The organism is Bradyrhizobium sp. SRS-191 (assembly GCF_024586915.1).
Classification (GTDB): Bacteria; Pseudomonadota; Alphaproteobacteria; order Rhizobiales; family Xanthobacteraceae; genus Bradyrhizobium.
In genome coordinates this window covers 64483-83279 of record NZ_JANBVS010000021.1, presented here as the reverse complement: position 1 = coordinate 83279, position 18797 = coordinate 64483, and the positions used below count along the sequence as shown (strand labels likewise).

The following is an 18797-nucleotide window of genomic DNA, read 5'->3' as shown; positions in this document are numbered from 1 at the left end:
GTCCCGCATGGACCGCCTCAGCCCAGCCACGCTCGCCCGCCTGCCAGCAGGCATTCGCATCCCGGACTACGACCGCGAGGCGGTCGCGACCGGCATCGTCCATCTCGGCCTCGGCGCGTTCCATCGCGGCCATCAGGCGGTCTACACCGATACATTGCTGAAGCACGATCCGCGCTGGGGCATTCTCGGCGTCTCGCTGCGTTCGCCCGAGACCCGGGACGCGCTGCAGCCGCAGGGCGGGCTCTACAGCGTGACGGCGAGCGACGGCGAAACCGATCAGCGCCGTATCATCGGCGCGCTCACCGGCCTTGCCGTGGCGCCGGAGAATCCCGCAGGCCTGTTGGCGCGTCTCGCTGATCCGGCCGTGCGCATCGTCTCGACGACCGTGACCGAGAAGGGCTACGGCCACGATCCCGCGACCGGCGCGCTCCGCGCCGACGATCCCGGCATACGTCACGACGTCACCAACCTCACGCATCCCGGCAGCACGCTCGGCTTCATCGTCGGCGGCCTGCGGCTGCGGCGCCAGCAGGGCCTGCCGCCCTTTGCCGTGCTGGCCTGTGACAACCTTCCTGCCAACGGCCATACCTTGCGCGGCCTCGTGATCGCCTTTGCCGAGTTGGTGGACCGCGATCTCGCCACGTGGATTACGGACACCGTCCGCTTCCCCTCGACCATGGTCGACCGCATCGTGCCCGCCACCGCCGACGCCGACCGCGCCGATGTCGGCGCCGCTCTCGGCCTCATGGACGCATGGCCTGTCGTCACCGAGCCGTTCAGCCAATGGGTCATCGAGGACGATTTCGGCGGCGACCGTCCGGCCTGGGATGTCGCCGGCGCCCAATTCGTCCAGGACGTCGCGCCGTTCGAACTGATGAAGCTGCGGCTGCTCAACGGCGCGCATTCGACGCTGGCCTATCTCGGCTATCTCATGGGCTGCGAGACCGTCGCCGCCGCCATGGCCGAGCCCGATCTCGCGGGCCTCGTCGAGGACATGATGCGCGAGGAGGTCACGTCGGCACTGCCTGCCCTCGGCGGCTTCGACGTCGCAGCCTATCGCGCCGCGCTGTTGCAGCGCTTTCGCAATCCGGCGCTGAAGCACCGCACGGCGCAGATCGCAATGGACGGCTCGCAGAAGCTGCCGCAGCGCCTGCTCGGCACCATCAGCGACCGGCTCGCGCGCGGCCTGCCGATTTCCCGCCTCGCGCTCGCCGTGGCCGGATGGATGCGCTACGTCAGCGGCACCGACGAAAACGGCCGGTCGATCGATCTGCGCGATCCACTGTCAGCGCAACTGCGTGCGCTGGCAGATGACGCCGGCCCGGTGGCGAGCCGCCTCGCGCCAGCGCTGCTGTCGCTCAGGTCAGTGTTCGGCAGCGACTTGCCGAATGATCCGCGCTTCTCAGCCGCAGTCGAGGCGGCGCTCGATCAGCTTTTCCAGCTAGGCACACGGCTGACCGTGATGCAGAGCCGCCGGTCGGCGCGCTGATCTCGTGCAGAGAGAGTTCCCGTTCGCCGAGGCGGGGATCTTCAGGCGGGGCTGAAGGAACTTTGACGGGTTTCCGCCGTCAAGATGCCGAACACCAGAACCGGTGATCGCTGCGGCACGCCGCCGGCGCGCCTCATCGTTCGGATCGCGAAAGGACCCGCCATGAGCCTCGCAGCAGCGACGGAGCTGTCTCCTCAGCGCGCCTCGATCGACAACGCCGTGCGCTATCTCGTCCAGAACTACAGCCCCAAGGGCAACCGCGTCGGCTGGCTGATGATGGCCTCCATCCTGGTCGAGGCCTGGGACCTCTATTCGATCGCGTTCGTGCTGATCTTCATCAAGGAGCAGTTCAATCCCGGCCCGCTGGAGCTTGGCCTCGCCGCGGCCGGCACGCAGGGCGGCGCCCTGATCGGCGCCCTGCTCGGCGGCTGGCTGTCCGACAAGATTGGACGGCGGTGGATGTTCTTGGGCACGATGACGATGTTCGTCGTCCTCGCGGTCGCCCAGGCCTTCGTTCCGAACGTCGCCTGGCTGATCGTCGTGCGCTTCCTGCTCGGCCTGCCGCTCGGCAGCGACATCTCCACCGGCTACACCTATATCATGGAGTCGATGGCCAAGGGCCAGCGCGAGGTCATGGGCAATCGCTGGCAGTTCATGTTCGCCGTGGGTGAAGTGCTGACGCTCGGCGTCATCGCGCTCTTCCTCGTCGCCAACATCAACCATGAGACGGTCTGGCGCGTCACCCTCGGCCTCGGCGCGGTCCCGGCGCTGATCATCCTGTTCCTGCGCCACGACGTGCCGGAGACCGCCGTCTGGCTGGTGCAGCACGGCCGCTTCCGCGAAGCCAAGGAAGTCGCGCGGCAGATGTACAATGACGAGCTCGCGATGCTGCCGAACCAGGACATGGCGGTGGAGAAGCCCAGCACCTGGGACTTCCTCTCGGACCTGCGCAAGGATCCGATCCGCTGGCGCGCGACGATCTACGGCTGGATCGCCTGCTTCGCGCAAGGCGCCGAATTCGCGACCTTCGGCTTCTATCTGCCCGTGCTGTTCACCATGGTCGGTGTCTCCACCACGCTCGGCAACAACCTGGTCACCATGGCGCTGTTCTGCCTTGCCGCTGTCTCAGGCTGGGTTGGGCCGCTGCTGACGCCAAAAATCGGCCACCGCGGCATCGGCATCGCAGGTTTTTCCATCGTGCTGGTGTCCCTGATCGTGGCCGCCGGCGCACTCTACACCGGCCACACCATCATCCTGCCGTTCGCGGCCGCCGCCATGCTGTGGGGCCACTATTGGGACGCCTCGAATTGCATGACGATCCCGACCATGGTGGCGCGCCCACGCTATCGCGGCACCGCAAGCGGCTTCGCCTACATGTTCGTGAAGCTGCCATCGTTCCTGGCGATCTTCCTGTTCCCGGCGTTGTTCACCGCGATCGGCCAGGCCAACGCCACGCTGTTCGTCGCGATCTTTCCGCTGGCCGGCCTGCTCGCCGCGATCTTCATCCTGCCGGAGGTGTATGGCTACGAGGCGGACTGAGACCGCGAGGCTGAACTACACGTTTGGCAGCAGCTTGCCCGGGTTCATCAGCCCGTGCGGATCGAGCGTGCGCTTGAGCTGACGCATCAGCTCCAGCTCGAGCGGCGGCTTGCACAGCGGCATCTCGGCGGTCCGGAGTTGGCCGATGCCATGCTCGGCACTGATGGAGCCACGGCGGCGGGTGATCTCGTCGTGGACGAGGCGGGTGATGCGCGGGCCGCATTCGTAGAATTCGGCCTCGCTCATGTCGAGCGGGCGCATCAGGTTATAGTGCAGATTGCCGTCGCCGAGATGACCGAACACCATGGGGCGGATGCCAGGGAGCGCAGCGCGGACTGCCGCGTCCATGATTGCGACGAAATCGGCGATCTCGGCGACGGGCACCGAAATGTCGTGCTTCAGCGCCTTGCCCTCACGCACCAGCGCCTCCGAGACGCTCTCGCGCACGCGCCAGAACGCCTTCGCCTGCGTGCCGTCCTGCGCGACGACGGCGTCGGCGACGAGCCCCTCCGTCATGGCGTCGGTCAGCGTGGTCTCGAGTCGCGCCATCAGCGCGGCCTCCTCACCGATATCGCTGAGCTCGATCAGCACGGCCGCCTCGGGCAGGCCTGCGAACGGCAGCCGCGCATCCGGGATCTGCCGCGTGATCATCTCGAGCGTCGTCGCGGTCAGGAATTCGAACGCGGTGAGGCGATCGCCGCAACGGGCGCGCGACCGCTGCAGCAGCTTCAGCGCGGCAGCCGCGTCCGCCACAGCAACGAAGGCGGTGGCGCGGGCGGTCGGCTGCGGGAACAGCTTCAGCACCGCGCCCGTGATGATGCCGAGCGTCCCTTCCGAACTGATGAAGAGATCGCGCAGCGCATAGCCGGTGTTGTCCTTGCGCAAGGCGCGCAGGCCGTCCCAGATGCGGCCGTCCGGCAGCACCACCTCGATTCCGAGCGTCAGCTCGCGCATCACGCCATAGCGCAGCACGGCCACGCCGCCGGCATTGGCCGCGAGGTTGCCGCCGACCGTGCAACTGCCCTCGGACCCCAGGCTGAGCGGAAAGAACAGGCCCGCCTCGCGCGCCGCATCCTGCACCTTGGCCAGCACGACACCCGCGTCGACAACGATGGTTTGTCCGATCGCATCGACCGCGCGAATCCTGTTCATCCGCGACAGCGACAGCACGATCGCGCTCCCGCTCGTATCCGGCGTGGCGCCGCCCGACAGGCTGGTATGACCGCCCTGGGGCACCACGGCGACGCGCGCCTCGGCGCAGGCTGCCATCACGGATGCGACCTCGTCCGTCGAGCCCGGGCGCACCACCGCAAGGGCCGCACCGTGATACTTGCCGAGCCAGTCACGCAGATAGCTCGTCTGATCCTCCGGCGCGGTCAGGACATGAGAGGCACCGACAATGCCCTGCAACGTGGTGATCAGCTTCGTCATGACGCGCGAGGGGACCTTTGTCGGAGATCGTTTTGCGATGCCCGCAAACTAACAGGATGGGCGGCATCGGCCCCAATACCAAGTTATCCGCCGTCCATAATCGATTGTTATGGGTGGCGACAGCTGGGCCTCATGGTTCGAGACGCGCCGCACGCGGCGCTCCTCACCATGAGGAGTTGGCACCCAAGGGGGTCCTGCACACCGACCATGAACACGCCGAGAGGCGTGTTCGTGGAGAGGAGTTGGACTCGTGCGTCCAAAACCGGCCTCGTCCTGAGGAGCCCGCCGCAGGCGGGCGTCTCGAAGGACGGTGGAGGACACGCCAACTTTTCCGCGTCCTCGTCACACAGTACAAACCTGAAGCGCCATCGGCGGGGCGATGTGCGGGACCGCGTCGACCAGCTCGCGGGTGTAGTCGGTCTGCGGATTGGCGAACAGCGCCCGGCTCTCGCCCTGCTCGACGATGGCCCCGGTGCGCAGCACGATGGTGCGGTCGCACATCATGCGCACGACGTTGAGATCGTGGCTGACGAACAGGAAGGCGAGATTGTCCTCGCGCCTGAGCTTGTTGAGGAGCTGCAGCACCACCGCCTGGACGGAGACATCGAGCGCGGCCGTCGGCTCGTCCAGCACCAGCAGCCGTGGCTTGCAGGCGATGGCCCTGGCGATGCCGACGCGGGCCTTCTGCCCGCCGGAGAGCTGATGCGGAAAGCGCGACAGCAGCTCGCGCGGCAGGCCGACGCGCTCGGCGCATTCCTCGACCCGCTGGCGCATCGTGTCGCCCGAGCGCATGTTCATCAACCGATACAGCGGATGCGCGATGCAATCGAACGCCGTATAGCGCGGGTTGAGGCTGTCGTTCGGATCCTGGAAGACGATCTGGATGTCCTTGCGCAGCTCGGAGCGGTGGAAGTCCCGCGCCGGAATGCCGCCGATCGACTGACCGTCGAACAGGATCTCGCCCTCGCTCGGGTCGAGCAGCCGGCAGATCATCCGCGAGGTCGTGCTCTTGCCGGAGCCGCTCTCGCCGACCAGGCCAACGCTCTCGCCGCCGCGCATCGTCATCGAGAAGTCGGCCACGCCGATGGTGCCGTCGTCGAAACGCTTGACGATGTTCTTGACGTCGAGCAGCAGCGGCGTGCCGTGCGGCGGAGGCGGCAGCTCGGTCACCTCGATCAGCGGAATCCCGTCGCCATCGGGCACGAGGTCCTCGATGCGCGAGGTCGCGGTCGGCGACGCCGCGACCAGCCGCTTGGTGTAGGGATGCTGCGGCCGGTGGAACAAGGTCAGCGGCGCGGCCTCCTCGACCAGCCGGCCCTGCTCCATCACCACCACGCGCGCGCAATAGCGCGCGGCGAGACCCAGATCATGCGTGATCAGGATGGTCGCCATGCCGCGCTCGGCCGCGATCTTGGCAAGCAGGTCCATCACCACCTTCTGCGTGGTGACGTCGAGTCCCGTGGTCGGCTCATCGGCGATGAGAAGCTGCGGGCTGCAGGAGATGGCGATCGCGATCATCACCCGCTGGCACATGCCGCCGGAGAGCTCGTGCGGATAGGCGCTCATGCGCCGCTCGGGATCGCGGATCTGCACGGCCTTGAGCAGGTTCAGCGCCTCGGCCTGAGCTTCCTGCCGCGACAGCCTTCGATGCGCGAGGATCGCGTCCGCGACCTGCTGGCCGATGGTGCGGATCGGGTTCAACGCCGCGCGCGGGTTCTGGAAGATCATCGACATCGCAGCCCCATGCAGGCTGCGCAGATCGGCGCCGCCGGCGCGGGTGATGTCCTGGCCCTTGAAGCGGATAGCACCGTCGGCGATGCGGCCGGCCTTGTCCAGCAGATGGGTGATGGCAAAGCCGGTGACCGACTTGCCGGAGCCGCTCTCGCCGACGAGGCCGAGCATCTCGCCCGGCTGCAGCGACAGCGACACGCCGCGCACGGCCTCGACCAAGCCGCGGCGCGTGGAGAAGGTGACCTTGAGGTTCTCGACCTCGAGCAGCGGCTTGGAGTTATCAGATCCGATCACGTTCTCATCCTCGGATCCAGGATGTCGCGCAGTCCGTCGCCCAGCAGGTTGAAGCACAGCACCGCGCTCATCAGCGCCAAGCCCGGGAACGCCACCAGCCACCAGCGTCCCGTCGAGATGAAGCGCGCGCCCTCGGCGACCATGATGCCCCATTCCGGCGTCGGCGGCTTGACGCCGAGACCGATGAAGGAGAGGCCCGCGGCATTGAGGATCGCCCAGCCCAGATTGAGCGACATCTGCACCGCCATCGCCGGCAGCACGTTCGGAAGCAGGAAGCGCAGTACCACGGCCACGTGGCTCTCGCCGCAGGCGCGCGCGGCCTCGACCCAGCCGAGGTTGCGGCGGATGTTGACCTCGGCACGCGCGAAGCGGATGTAGAACGGCAGATTGATGATCGCGGTCGCGATCACGATGTTCTCGACGCGGTTGCCGAGCGCGGCGACCATCGCCATCGCCAGCACGAACAGCGGAAACGCCATCAGCACGTCGACGAAGCGGCCGACCGCCTTGTCGAGCCGGCCGCCGGCATAGCCGCACAGCGCGCCAACGATCGAGCCAAGCGCAAAGGACACGGCGACCGCGGTCACAGCGATCGTCAGATCGAGCCGGCTGGCGACGATGAGACGGCTCAGCACGTCACGGCCGAGCTGGTCGGTGCCGAACCAGTGCGCTGCGCTCGGCGGCTGCAACGCCGCAGAGACCTCGGACGCAATGGGGTCGTAAGGCGCGAGCCACGGCGCAAAGATGGCCATCAGCGCCAGCAGCAGCGCGAGGGCCGCTGCAATGGCGGTGACGGGGTTGCCGCGCAGCACGAAGGCGGTGTGGCGCAAGGTCGATGACGTCTCGATCGTGCTCATGCTCACGCCACCGTCGCGCGGGGATCGGCGATGCCATAGAGCACATCGACCAGGAGATTGACGATCACGAAGATCGTCGCCATCAGCAGCACGAAACCCTGCACCGGCGCGTAGTCGGAGACCAGCAGCGCATCGAGCGCGTAGGACGCGACGCCGGGCCAGGAGAACACCTTCTCGACCAGCACGTTCGCGCCCAGCATGGTCGAGAACACGATCCCGGCGATGGTGATCACGGGGAGGATCGCGTTCCGCAGGGCATAGGTGACGACGATGCGCCACCACGACAGCCCGACGGATCGCGCGGTGCGGACGAAATCGCTGCCGAGCGAGACCAGCATCGAGGCGCGGGTGATGCGCGCCAGCGGCGCGATCACGAACAGCGCCATCGTGACGGCCGGCAGCATCAGCTGCCGCGCCGCCGCCCACCAGCCCTCGACATCGCCGGCGAGCAGGAAGTCGATGATCAGGAAACCGGTCCGCTGCGGCGGCAGGCTCGCAAAGATGTCGATGCGGCCCGTGGGGTCGGGTGCCAGGCCGAACAGATAGTAGAACACGTAGATCAGCAGCAGGCCCGAAACGAAGGTCGGCACGCAGACGCCGAGCGAGCAGAACAGCCGTACACCGTGATCAACCAGCGAGCCCGGCCTGAGCGCGGCGATGACGCCGAGCGGCACGGCTGAGACCAGCGCGATCAGCAGCGCGGTCAAGGTCAGTTCCAGCGACGCCGGCAGGCGCTCCTTGAGATCCTTGGCGACCGCCTGCCCTGTCATCATCGAGCGGCCGAGATTGCCGCGGGCGACGTCGGTCAGATAGATCACCAGCTGGTTCGGCAGCGGCTTGTCGAGCCCGAGCTGCCGGCGGATGACCTCGATCTCCTCCTTGCCGGCATTCGGGCCGGAGGCGAAGAACACGGCCGGATCGCCCGGCAGCACGCGCATCAACAGGAAAGTGAAAACCAGGACGCCGAACAGCGCCGGCAGCGACGAGACGAAGCGTCGTCCCGCCCGCAGCAGAGTTGCGCCGATCGTGCCCATGTCGCTTGGTTCTCCTAACCCGATCAACTATCAATTGAACCGCAGCGCCTGCCGCGATCCAAACCTCTCACGACCCCGGTCCAGTCGTGGTTTGTCACTCCGTCATGCTCGGGCTCGTCCCGGGCATCCACGTCTCTCCAAGCCTGCGAACCGCATGGATGGCCGGGACAAGCCCGGCCATGACGATCCGGAGCAGAGCCAGTCGTCCTTACTTGCGGCTCAGGTTACGATAATCGACCTGCCGGGTGAACTGGTAGACGTAGCCGTCCACCGTCGGCTGCATCACCGCGTCCTGCGCCGCCTGCCAGATCGGGATCTGGAACATCTGGTCGAAATGGATCGCGTTGAGCGCCTTGCCCTCTTCCTCATACTTCGCCTTGTCGGCCTCGAAGCGCGCCTCCTGCGCGATCTTCTCCAGCTCGGCATTGTCGGTCGAGGAGTAGTTCCAGCGCTGCTTGCCGGTGTAGAAGTTGCGGTAGAAGTAGTCGGTCGACGGCAACCAGGCGACGATGCCTTCGATGAAGAACGGCAGCTTCTTCTCGTTGATCGCAGTCGACATCTGCGCGTCCGGCAGCTTCTGGATGTCGACCTTGATGCCGATCTTGCCCAGCGACTCCTTGACCAGCGCCGCCATCGGCTCGGCGGTCGCGGCCTGGCCGACATTGAAGCTGAAGGTGGTTGAGAAGCCGTCAGGCATGCCGGCGTCCTTCAGATAGGCCTTGGCCTTCTCCAGATCGAGCTTGATCGGCTGCGGGATCGGATAGCCGCCGCTCGGCGGCTTGCCGTCGGCCCAGGTCGCGCCATACAGCGGCGCGCCGCGGCTGAACAACGCCGCCTTGAACATGTCGTCATAGGGCAGCGCATAGGCGATCGCGCGGCGCACATTGACGTTGTCGAACGGCGGAATGGTGTTGTTCATCGAGATGAAGGTCACCGCATTGTACTGCGGCGTCGAGATCACCTTCAGCTTGCCCTTGCCCTCCAGCGACTGCACGTCGCTGGCCTGCAGGTCGATCACGAGATCGGCGTCTCCGCGCTCGACCAGGTTGGCGCGCGTCGCCGGCTCCGGCACCGACTGGATGATCAGCCGCTTGAACGCCGCGGGCTTATCCGGCGTACCGCGGTTCCAGGCGTCGTTGCGCTTGGCGATCACCTGCTCGCCGGGCTTGAAGGTCTCGACGATGTAGGCGCCGCTGCCGGCAGCGTTCTCCTTGGTCCAGTTCAGCGCCCACGGATCTTCAGCCGTCGCATGCGCCTTGGCGAGCTTGGAGTTGATGATGATCGGATAGACGGTCGCGAGGTTCGGCAACGCCAGCTTGTCCGGCTTCGGCAGCGTCACTTCGATCGTCAGCGGATCGATGACCTTGAACTGATCGGCCGAGGTCAGCGAGCCCGTCAGCAGCTGCGCCTTGCCGAGGATCGGCGCGGTGACGCAGCGGTCGAGCGACCATTTGACGTCCTCGGCGGTGACCGGCGAGCCGTCCTGGAACTTGGCGTCGGAACGCAGCTTGAAGGTGATCTTCAGGCCATCAGCACTCACAGAATAGGATTCGGCGAGCTCGCCGGTGATCGTGTCGAGATCGAACACCCACTTACCATTGAGCTGCTTGCGGCCGAACGACACCAGGCGGTCATAGCTCGACATCGACAGCGCGAAGGCTTCGCGGGTCGAGCCCGGAATGTTCGGATCGAGCGTGTTGACGGTCGCGCCGGTGACGTAGCGCAGCGTCTCCGCGCGGCTCTGCGCATGCGCCGACGGCACCGCCAGTGTCACCGCGAGCAACGCGGTCGCCGCGAACAACGAACGTTTGGACATTTCGAAACTCATCGCCCTTGTTCCCTCATCAGTCTCAAAATCCGGGACTAAAAACATTGGTCAGCGGTCACCAGCGATGTCCGCGCGTGAGCAGCTCACTAGCAGCTCAAATCGTCAGCAAATCACGTGCCACGACGCACCTCGGCCTGCCTCACATCATAGGCCTGGAAGTTGGCCCAATGCTTGTCGATATCGGCCGTGAACAATCCACGCGTCAGGCCATGCACGAGCTTCGGCACCGCCGTCGTCATCGCGTTGATGGATGATCCCGATGCGCCGAAGCTCATCGTCGAGGCAATCGCGAACACATGAATGTCGCGGATCCACGGCGTCTCGCCCGCGCGGCGCTCGCACAACGCGTAGTCGTCGGCGAGATAGGGGAAGGCGCCGAGCCGATCGTTGCGCTCGCTCTCGTCGGGCGTGTAGCGGTCCGACCAGCGCGCGATGTTCGCGGCGAAGCGATGCAGCTCCGGCCGCTTGGTGAAGTCCATCGAAATGCCGGTCGCGCTGATCACGAAGTCCGTCGTGATCTCGCCTTTCGCCGTCTGGAGCACGACGCCGTCGGCCGTCTCGCGCGCGGCGATCAAGGGCGCTCCTTCATGCAAGTGGAAAGCGGCATGGCGGGCGCAGCGATCGTAGGTGTGTTGCGGAAAGCCCTCGCGGAGTCCCAGGACTGCGTTCATGAAGCGCCAGCGCCAGGTGTCATCGAGCTCGGAGAAGTGCCGCAGGAAGCCGCGGAAGGTGAGCCAGCGATACGGCTGGATCAGCTGGATTTCCGCGCGGCGGCACAACAGATCGACGCTGTCAGCACCGGCCTCGAGGGCAACGGCCGCGTTGTCGAAAGCGGACGCGCCGGCGCCGATCACGGCGACGCGGCGGCCACGCAGAGCATCGAAATCGATCTCCGCGCCGGAATGCGTGCAACGTGTCGGAGGCAGATGGCGCAGCGGTTCCGGGATGCTCCAGTCGCCCATGCCTTCCTGGCCGGTCGCAAGCACGATCTTGCGCGCATGGAGCACGGTCTCGCCGTCCTTGCCGCGCACCGTCGCCCTGAGCAGTCCATCGGCGGCCTTCGCGATGTCGACGACCTCGCAGCCGTTGCGCACGGGGAGATCGAGCACCTCGCGATACCAGGCGAGATAGTCTGCCCAATATTCGCGCGGGATCAGGTTAAGATCGCGCCAGCTGTCGCTGCCGAACTTCGCCTCGTGCCAAGCCTGATAGGTCAGGCAGGGAATGTCGAGATCGGGTCCGGTGAAATCCTTCGGGCTGCGCAGGGTGGGCATGCGCGCATACGTCATCCACGGCCCTTCGCGGCCTTCTTCGGCCTTGTCGAGCACGAGGATGTTGCTGACGCGCGAGCGCAGCAGCGCGAACGCGGTCGCAAGCCCCGACTGGCCGCCGCCGACGATCAGCACGTCGAGTGCAGCCCGGCCGTCGGGACCGGCGACGGGCGTCAACCATGGCATGGTGGGATGCGCGATTTTCGAAAGGTCGCTGCGAACCTGGGCCGTCAGCGCGGCGAGACCGTCGCTCATGCCGTCCACCGGATGAAACACGCGCAATCGCGCTCGACACGCTTGCTGTCGCTCACGCTCTCTCCATCAGTCATGTCACCCGGCCAACGAAGCTTAGCAAAGCGAGCCCTGAGCCTTCCATACCGATTTGTCCGCTGCCCATAACAGCTTGTTATGGAATGGGTCCCGCGCGTACAGTCCACTCGCAATTGCAGCGAGACAAGAGGTCGCATGCCGCTCAACCTGCGCCAGATCGAGGTCTTCCGCGCCATCATGATCTCAGGTTCGATCAGCGGCGCCGCGCGGCTATTGTCGGTTTCGCAGCCCGCCATCAGCCGGCTGCTCGCTTATACCGAAGACGGCTTGAAGCTGAAGCTGTTCGAGCGGATCAGCGGCCGCGTACAGCCGACGCCCGAGGCGAAGCGGCTTTTCGCCGAGGTCGAGCACATCCACCGCGGCGTCGCGCGCATCAACGATCTCGCCGACGAATTGCGCGCCGGCGGCACCGGCACCATCCGCGTCGTCGCCAGCCCGAGCGCTGGATACGGCATGGTGCCGGATGCCGTGGCGCGGCTGCGCAGCCGCTTTCCCGATCTGCGCGTCGAATTCGAATCGCTGACACTACTGGAAATCGTCAGCCGCGTCGGCACCGCGCGCGCCGATGTCGGCGTCACCGTGCTGCCGGTCGACGAGCCCACGGTGGCTGTGGAGACGATCGCCGAGGGCGCGCTGCATGTCATCATGCCGACGGATCATGCACTGGCGAAGCTGCGCAGCATCCGGCCAAAGGACATGCTGCCCTATCCATTGGTCGGCTTCGGCCCACAAACGCCCTACGGCCACATCGTCACGCATGCCCTGGCCGGCGGCCCGGAACCCACCACCATCGTGCGCTACACGCCCGACGCCTGCGCCATGGTCCGCGCCGGCGCCGGCCTTGCGGTGGTCGACGAGTTCGTCCTGCGCGGCCGCGCCTGGCCCGACCTCACCGCGCGCCCGCTGATGCCGAAGATTCCGATGCGGGCGTATCTGCTGACCCCGCGCTTCGAGCCGCTGTCACGCAACGCCGCGGCGCTGGCGGATATCTTGCGGGGGCGGGATCGGAAGGGCGCAGCGGGGAAGCGGTGACCGATCCGGAGTATTGGGATTCGACTTCTCACCAAGCAGACGGTGAGCTCCCCTCCCCCTTGCGGGGAGGGGTCGGGGGTGGGGGTCCACGAGTCACGCTCGACATGAGGCGCTCAAACAAGTGCTGACGATCGAAGAGTGTGGAAAGGAGCCTCGCTCTAAGAGCTCCACCTCGGACGGCCCCGCGCGCTTAACTAAGTTCAGCGCCCGGAGACCCCCACCCCCAACCCCTCCCCGCAAGGGGGAGGGGAGCCGACCGCGATCGTGGCGATAGCTCAGCTTTCAACTAGAAATCAGGAGTCGCCTACAGCGCGAACCGCAGTCGCCTCCTACGCCGCCAACCACCCACCATCCACCGGCAGCACCACACCCGTCGTGAACGATGCCTCGTCGCTGGCCAGAAACAGCGCCGCCGCAGCAACTTCGTCCGCCTCCCCGAACCGCTTCATCGCATGCCGCTGACGCGAAGCCTCGCGCACCGGCTCGGAATCCGCGTGCCGCGCAAAGCTCCTGCGCAGCAGCGGCGTGTCGATCGCGCCCGGCGCCAGCGCGTTCACGCGAATGCCGTCGGTGGCGAAGTCGACCGCCATGGTGCGGGTCAGGCTGATGATCGCGCCCTTGGCGGCGATATAGGCGCTGTTGCCCTTGCCGCCGGCGACCGCGAGCTGTGAGGCCACGGTGATGATCGAGCCCGCCTTCTGCGCCTGCATGATCGGTACCGCGACCTTGGCCCACAGCCAGGTGCCGCCGACATTGGCGCGGAAGACCGCGTCCCAATCGGCAGGATCGGTGGTCACGACGGTGCCGCCACAGGAGAAGCCCGCCGCGGTCATCAGCACATCGACACGGCCACGCTTCGCGGCCACGCCTTCAATGGTTGCCTTGGCGAACTCGGCATCACCGACATCGCCCACATGGATACTGCCGTCGCCGCCCGCTTCACGCACCAGCGCGAGCGTCTCTTCGGCGCCGGCAGCATCGCGATCGACCAGTGCGAGATACGCGCCCTCGCGCGCGAACATCACGGCGCTGGCGCGGCCGATGCCGGAACCGCCGCCGGTGATGACCGCGACCTTGTCCTTCAGCCTCATCTCAGTCTCTCCCGTACTGATCGAACCAGCGACCGAAATGCTCGGCCGAGCCCGCGCAGTCGAATCGCGCGCGCCAGCCGAACTCATCGGCCAGCCGCGTCGTCGACAGCCGGCCGCGGACCGGCGCGAACACCGGGACGGTCGGCGTCTCGCCTTGCTCCGCGAGCCGGCACGTGAAGCCGGCCCGACCGCTCGCGAAGGCGCGGCCCCAAGCCTCGGCCGTGAAGGTCGCCGCGTTGGAGATGTTGTAGAGCGTCTGCTCGGGCTTCTCGGCTTCGAGCAGCAGGCAGACGGCGTCGGCGACGTCGACGGCGTAGACCCAGTCCTTGTCGCCCGGCTCGTTCAGGAGCGCCGGCTCGTTGCGCGCGCAGCAGGCCGCGATCAGCGCCTGAGGCGACGGCGTATCACGCACGCCGCCGCCGCGCTCGAACGGCCCGAACACCGCCGACAGGCGCACGCTGATGACGTCGGTCTGCCAAAGGTCCGACAGCCGCGCGGCAACGCGCTCGGAGGTGAACTTGGTGATTGCATACAGCGACACGGGTTCGCACGGCGTCGTCTCTTCCAACACCGCGAAATGCTGGCCGCTGGCGCCATAGGACGCCGCGGAAGACAGATTGATCACGCGGCGAACACCGCTGCGCCGCGCCGCTTGCAGGATCGGCACCTGCGCCAGCAGATTGACCGCGAGGATGCGCTCGGGATCGGCCGCATCGCGCTCGGCCCCCGCAGTGATCGCAGCCCCCATGACGACTGCGTCGCAGCCATTGCCGACCGCGCTTGCGACGGCAGCCGCGTCGGTCACATCGCCCGTGATGACATGCAGCCGGCCGCCAAACGGCGCGAAGGCCCGCTGCGCCGCGTTCGGCAGAGGTGCAGCATCGAACACCGTCACCGCATGCCCGCGTTCGAGCAGTCCTTGCGCGATGTTGAGCCCGACGAACCCTGCGCCACCGAAGATCAGGACATGCATGCGAAGAGCCTCTCCATCGGGGCCTCATGGTTCGAGACGGCTGCTGACGCAGCCTCCTCACCATGAGGGCGAGCAGCGTAGATATCGCGCATCCAGCTCTCGCCCCTCATCCTGAGGAGGTCGCGAAGCGACCGTCTCGAAGGACGAGGCCCCTGAAATATAGCCAGATCGCTCACAGCAGCGTCGCCCCGAAATTCTGCTCGGGATCCATGTCCGCCACCAGGCGCCCCGTCGGCTTCGCGGCTTCCCCGCCGCTGCGGGCGAGGAACTGCCCCGAACCGGGCTGCACCGACAGCTTGCCGTCATCGACGATGACGCGGCCGCGCGACAGCACGGTCACCGGCCAGCCCTGTACGCTGCGCCCCGCGAACGGCGTGTAGCCTGCGAGGTCGTGCATGCTTTCATCCGTGATCGTGACGCGCTTGTCCGGATCCCACAGTGCGATATCGGCGTCCGCGCCGATCGCGATCGCGCCCTTGCGCGGATGCAGATTGTAGATCTTGGCCGGCGCCGTCGATGTCAGCTCGACGAACTTGTTGAGGCCGAGCCGGCCCTTCGACACCATCGCGTCGAACAGCAAAGGCAGCCGCAGCTCGAGGCCCGGCAGGCCGTTGGCGATCTGCTTGAAGTTCGGATTCGGACCGGCGCGCAGCTTGCCGGTCTCGTCGAAGCGATACGGCGCGTGATCCGAGGAGATCGTCTGCAGATCGCCGAGCGACAGCGCCTGCCACAGCGCCTCCTGGTCGGGGACGCGACGCGGCGGCGGGCTGCACATCCATTTCGCGCCCTCGATGCCCGGCTTGTCGAGATCGTCAGCCGTCATGAACAGATATTGCGGACAGGTTTCCGCGAACACCTTAAGCCCCTGCCCGCGCGCATCGCGGATGACCTTGGCGCCTTCGGCCGTCGAGACGTGGAAGATCATGATCGGCTGATCGACCAGCGCCGCCATGCCGATCAGGCGGTTGAACGCCTCGGCCTCCGAGAACCGCGCGTGGCTGATGGCGTGATATTTCGGCGCGGTGTAGCCGCGCGCCAGGAGCCGCTTCACCATCCAGGAGATGATGCCGTGGTTCTCGGCATGCGCACACAGCATTGCGCCGCCCTCGCGCGCGGCGACGAGGATGTCGAGCAGCGGCTCGTCGTCGATCTTGAGCCGGTCATAGGTCATGAAGATCTTGATCGAGCCGTGGCCCTGGCGGATCAGCGCCGGCAGGTCGCGCTCCAGGGTTTCCTTGGTCGGATCGGCGATGATCATGTGGAACGCGTAGTCGATGACCGCGCCCTTGCGCGCCAGCGCGTGGTAGTCCTCGAGCACCTGAGGCAGCTGCATACCGACGTGTTGCGCGGCGAAGGAGATCACCGAGGTGGTGCCGCCGCACGCCGCGGAGGTCGTTGCGCTCTCGAATGTATCAGCATTGACGATGCCGGCGGCCGAGAGCTGCTCGATATGGCAGTGGCTGTCGACGCCGCCGGGCAGCACATATTTGCCGCGCGCATCGATCTCTCGCTTGGCCGGCCCAAGCCCGCGGCCGATCGCCGCGATGGTCTCGCCTGTAATGGCGACATCGGCCTCGAACGTGTCGGTGGTGGTGGCGACGCGCCCTCCCCGGATGATCAGGTCATAGGCCGGCTCGGTCATCGCGATCTCCTAGTTCTGCCAGATGGAACGGCGTGGACGCGACGAAGCCGCGTCGGCCTCCTTGCGTCCGCCGTGGCATAGTGGTTGCCTGTCGCGCGACGTCAACTCCGAAGAAGCAGGTAGCTCCCATGTCCCGCCCGCGCATCACCGTGATCAACCCGAACTCCAACCAGGTGGTCACCGATGGCCTCGCGGCAGCACTCAAGCCGCTGATGTTCGCGGAGGGCCCGGAGATCGTCTGCGAGACGTTGAAGGAAGGGCCTTACGGCGTCGAGAGCCAGAAGGATGCCGACAGCGTCGCGCTGCCGCTGCGCCGCTTCGTCGAGGGCGACAATGCCTCGAGCGCGTTCGTCATCGCCTGTTACAGCGATCCCGGCCTGCATGTCTGTCGCGAGGCGACGACGCGGCCGGTGCTCGGCATCGCCGAATGCGGCGTGCTGACGGCGCTGACCCGCGCCGACACGTTCGGTGTGCTCGCGATCGCGCAACGCTCGATCCGCCGCCACATCCGCTACCTCCGCCAGATGGGGCTCATGGACCGGCTCGCCGCCGAGCGGCCGCTGGACATGACGGTGGCCGAGACCGCGTCCGGCGAAGGCACGCTCGCCAAGATGATCTCAGTCGGCCGTGATCTCCGGGACAAGGACGGCGCCGGCGCCATCGTGATGGGCTGCGCCGGCATGGCGCGGCATCGGAAGAATTTGGAGGACGCGCTGGGGATTCCCGTGATCGATCCGACCCAGGCCGCGGTGGCGATGGCACTCGGCGCGGTGGCGTTTGCGGGGTGAGTGGCGGTTCGCTCATCTCGCAATCGACGCTTCAAGGATCTGCCGCGTTGGCAGCTCCACACTCAGCTGTCGTCCCAGCCTTGAGCCGGGACCCATAACCACCGGCCGTCGTAAGGCGGGCAACTGTCAGCGACGCCCCTCGACAGATTCCGCGGTATGGGTCCCGGCGTTCGCCGGGACGACACTTTTTGTGTAGACGCAGCGCGCAACTCACACCGATCAAATCTGCCCAACCGGCTGCCTTATTCTCCGCTGTCGTCCCGGCCTTGAGCCGGGACCCATAACCACCGGCCGTCGTGAGGCGGGCAACTGTCAGCTACGTTCCTCGATAGATTCCGCTGTATGGGTCCCGGCGTCGCGTGCGCAATTGCGCACTGGGCCGGGACGACACCGAGTTTGTAGCGGCGCTCTCCCGCCTCTATCGTACATGCACCACTGCTTCGTCGATCTCAGGTGTCGCCTCACTCCGGCGGCACCGCGCCCGTGCGGCTGGTGATCAGCCCGTAGTGCTCGACCCGCCGGTGCCTCGCGAAGTCGAAGATGGTCTGCTTGCCGAACCGCGTCGCATCCATATCGCACGCCGCCACCAGCACCTCGTCGCCTTCCGTCACCGCCTCCACGACGATCTCGCCGTCGGGATTGACGATCAGGCTGCCGCCGATCAGGTGATGGCCGTCCTCGACGCCGGCCTTGGCCACCGCCACCACCCAGCACGAGTTCTGATAGGCGCCGGCCTGCGCGGAGAGACGATTGTGGAACAGCCGCTGCTGCAATCCTTCCGCTGATTTCAATGAATTCACCGACGGCGTGTTGTAGCCGATCAGCACCAGCTCGACGTCCTGCAGTCCCATGACGCGATAGGTCTCCGGCCAGCGGCGATCGTTGCAGATCGCCATGCCGATGATCCCTCCGAGATTGCGCCAGACCGGAAAGCCGAGATCGCCCGGCTCGAAATAGCGCTTCTCCAGATGCTGATGGCTGCGCTCCGGCTCGAACTCCTCGTGCCCGGGCAGATGCACCTTGCGATACTTGCCGACGATGTTGCCGGCGCGGTCAGTGAGAACGGCCGTGTTGTAATGATGCCCGTCCGGCGTCAGCTCGGCATAGCCGAGATACATTGCGATGCCGTGCTGCGCGGCGCGGTCGAACAGCGGCTGCACCGCAGCGTTCGGCATCGCCGCCTCGAACCATGTATCGACCTCGGCCTGGTCCTCCATGTACCAGCGCGGAAAGAACGTCGTCAGCGCGAGCTCGGGATAGACGATGAGATCGGCCCCCTTGTGCTTGGCCTCGTCCAGCAGCGCGATCATGCGCGCGACGACCGCCGCGCGGCTGTCGGCCCGCTGGATCGGCCCCATCTGGGCCGCGGCGACGTTGATGATGCGCATCATGGAGCTCCACAATCAGTCCGTAGGGTGGGCAAAGCGACGTCTTGCTCGGTGCATCGGCAACCTACGGCGGAAGCGT

Annotated in this window: 14 protein-coding genes; 4 read left to right on the top strand and 10 right to left on the bottom strand. The window is 66.6% G+C overall.

Going from position 1 to position 18797, the window contains the following annotated elements:
• The first annotated feature begins 7 nt into the window (after positions 1-7).
• Positions 8-1489, top strand: a complete 1482-nt coding sequence (locus tag NLR35_RS28840; protein WP_257169930.1) for a mannitol dehydrogenase family protein — start codon at positions 8-10, stop codon at positions 1487-1489.
• A 162-nt stretch (positions 1490-1651) separates the two neighbouring features.
• Complete coding sequence (locus NLR35_RS28835; protein ID WP_257169929.1) at positions 1652-3028, top strand: sugar porter family MFS transporter; 1377 nt, start codon at positions 1652-1654, stop codon at positions 3026-3028.
• 15 nt (positions 3029-3043) lie between these two features.
• On the opposite strand, the gene NLR35_RS28830 is transcribed toward NLR35_RS28835, so the two are convergent.
• The 6 genes from NLR35_RS28830 to NLR35_RS28805 all read right to left on the bottom strand — a co-directional run bounded on the left by NLR35_RS28830 (position 3044) and on the right by NLR35_RS28805 (position 11729).
• A complete protein-coding gene (locus NLR35_RS28830) occupies positions 3044-4459 on the bottom strand; it encodes an FAD-binding oxidoreductase (RefSeq protein ID WP_257169928.1) in 1416 nt (471 codons plus the stop codon).
• Positions 4460-4801: 342 nt separating this feature from the next.
• Positions 4802-6484, bottom strand: a complete 1683-nt coding sequence (gene nikE / locus NLR35_RS28825; RefSeq protein ID WP_257169927.1) for an ABC transporter ATP-binding protein — start codon at positions 6482-6484, stop codon at positions 4802-4804.
• Positions 6481-7341 (bottom strand): ABC transporter permease, encoded by an 861-nt coding sequence (locus NLR35_RS28820; RefSeq protein ID WP_257169926.1) that lies wholly within the window; start codon positions 7339-7341, stop codon positions 6481-6483. The genes nikE and NLR35_RS28820 overlap by 4 nt, the downstream gene beginning before the upstream one ends.
• 2 nt (positions 7342-7343) lie before the next feature.
• Positions 7344-8375: an ABC transporter permease gene (locus tag NLR35_RS28815; RefSeq protein ID WP_257169925.1), complete on the bottom strand. Its 1032-nt coding sequence runs from the start codon at positions 8373-8375 to the stop codon at positions 7344-7346.
• Between the two features lie 208 nt (positions 8376-8583).
• Positions 8584-10203, bottom strand: coding sequence for an ABC transporter substrate-binding protein (locus NLR35_RS28810; protein WP_257169924.1), 1620 nt, complete (start codon positions 10201-10203; stop codon positions 8584-8586).
• Between the two features lie 110 nt (positions 10204-10313).
• Complete coding sequence (locus NLR35_RS28805; RefSeq protein ID WP_257169923.1) at positions 10314-11729, bottom strand: NAD(P)-binding domain-containing protein; 1416 nt, start codon at positions 11727-11729, stop codon at positions 10314-10316.
• Between the two features lie 210 nt (positions 11730-11939).
• Here NLR35_RS28805 and NLR35_RS28800 point away from each other — a divergent pair, with 210 nt between their 5' ends.
• Complete coding sequence (locus tag NLR35_RS28800) at positions 11940-12836, top strand: LysR substrate-binding domain-containing protein (protein WP_257169922.1); 897 nt, start codon at positions 11940-11942, stop codon at positions 12834-12836.
• Positions 12837-13165: 329 nt separating this feature from the next.
• On the opposite strand, the gene NLR35_RS28795 is transcribed toward NLR35_RS28800, so the two are convergent.
• The 3 genes from NLR35_RS28795 to hydA form a co-directional block, all read right to left on the bottom strand.
• The gene (locus NLR35_RS28795; RefSeq protein ID WP_257169921.1) at positions 13166-13927 is read right to left on the bottom strand and encodes an SDR family oxidoreductase; all 762 of its coding nucleotides are present in this window, start codon (positions 13925-13927) and stop codon (positions 13166-13168) included.
• A 1-nt stretch (position 13928) separates the two neighbouring features.
• On the bottom strand, positions 13929-14900 hold the full coding sequence (locus NLR35_RS28790; protein ID WP_257169920.1) for an NAD(P)-dependent oxidoreductase: 972 nt from the start codon (positions 14898-14900) through the stop codon (positions 13929-13931).
• 172 nt (positions 14901-15072) lie between these two features.
• On the bottom strand, positions 15073-16542 hold the full coding sequence (gene hydA, locus NLR35_RS28785; RefSeq protein WP_257169919.1) for a dihydropyrimidinase: 1470 nt from the start codon (positions 16540-16542) through the stop codon (positions 15073-15075).
• A 128-nt stretch (positions 16543-16670) separates the two neighbouring features.
• Here hydA and NLR35_RS28780 point away from each other — a divergent pair, with 128 nt between their 5' ends.
• Complete coding sequence (locus NLR35_RS28780) at positions 16671-17330, top strand: aspartate/glutamate racemase family protein (RefSeq protein ID WP_257169918.1); 660 nt, start codon at positions 16671-16673, stop codon at positions 17328-17330.
• A 461-nt stretch (positions 17331-17791) separates the two neighbouring features.
• Here NLR35_RS28780 and NLR35_RS28775 read toward each other — a convergent pair whose 3' ends face one another.
• The gene (locus NLR35_RS28775; RefSeq protein ID WP_257169917.1) at positions 17792-18718 is read right to left on the bottom strand and encodes an N-carbamoyl-D-amino-acid hydrolase; all 927 of its coding nucleotides are present in this window, start codon (positions 18716-18718) and stop codon (positions 17792-17794) included.
• Positions 18719-18797: the final 79 nt, after the last annotated feature.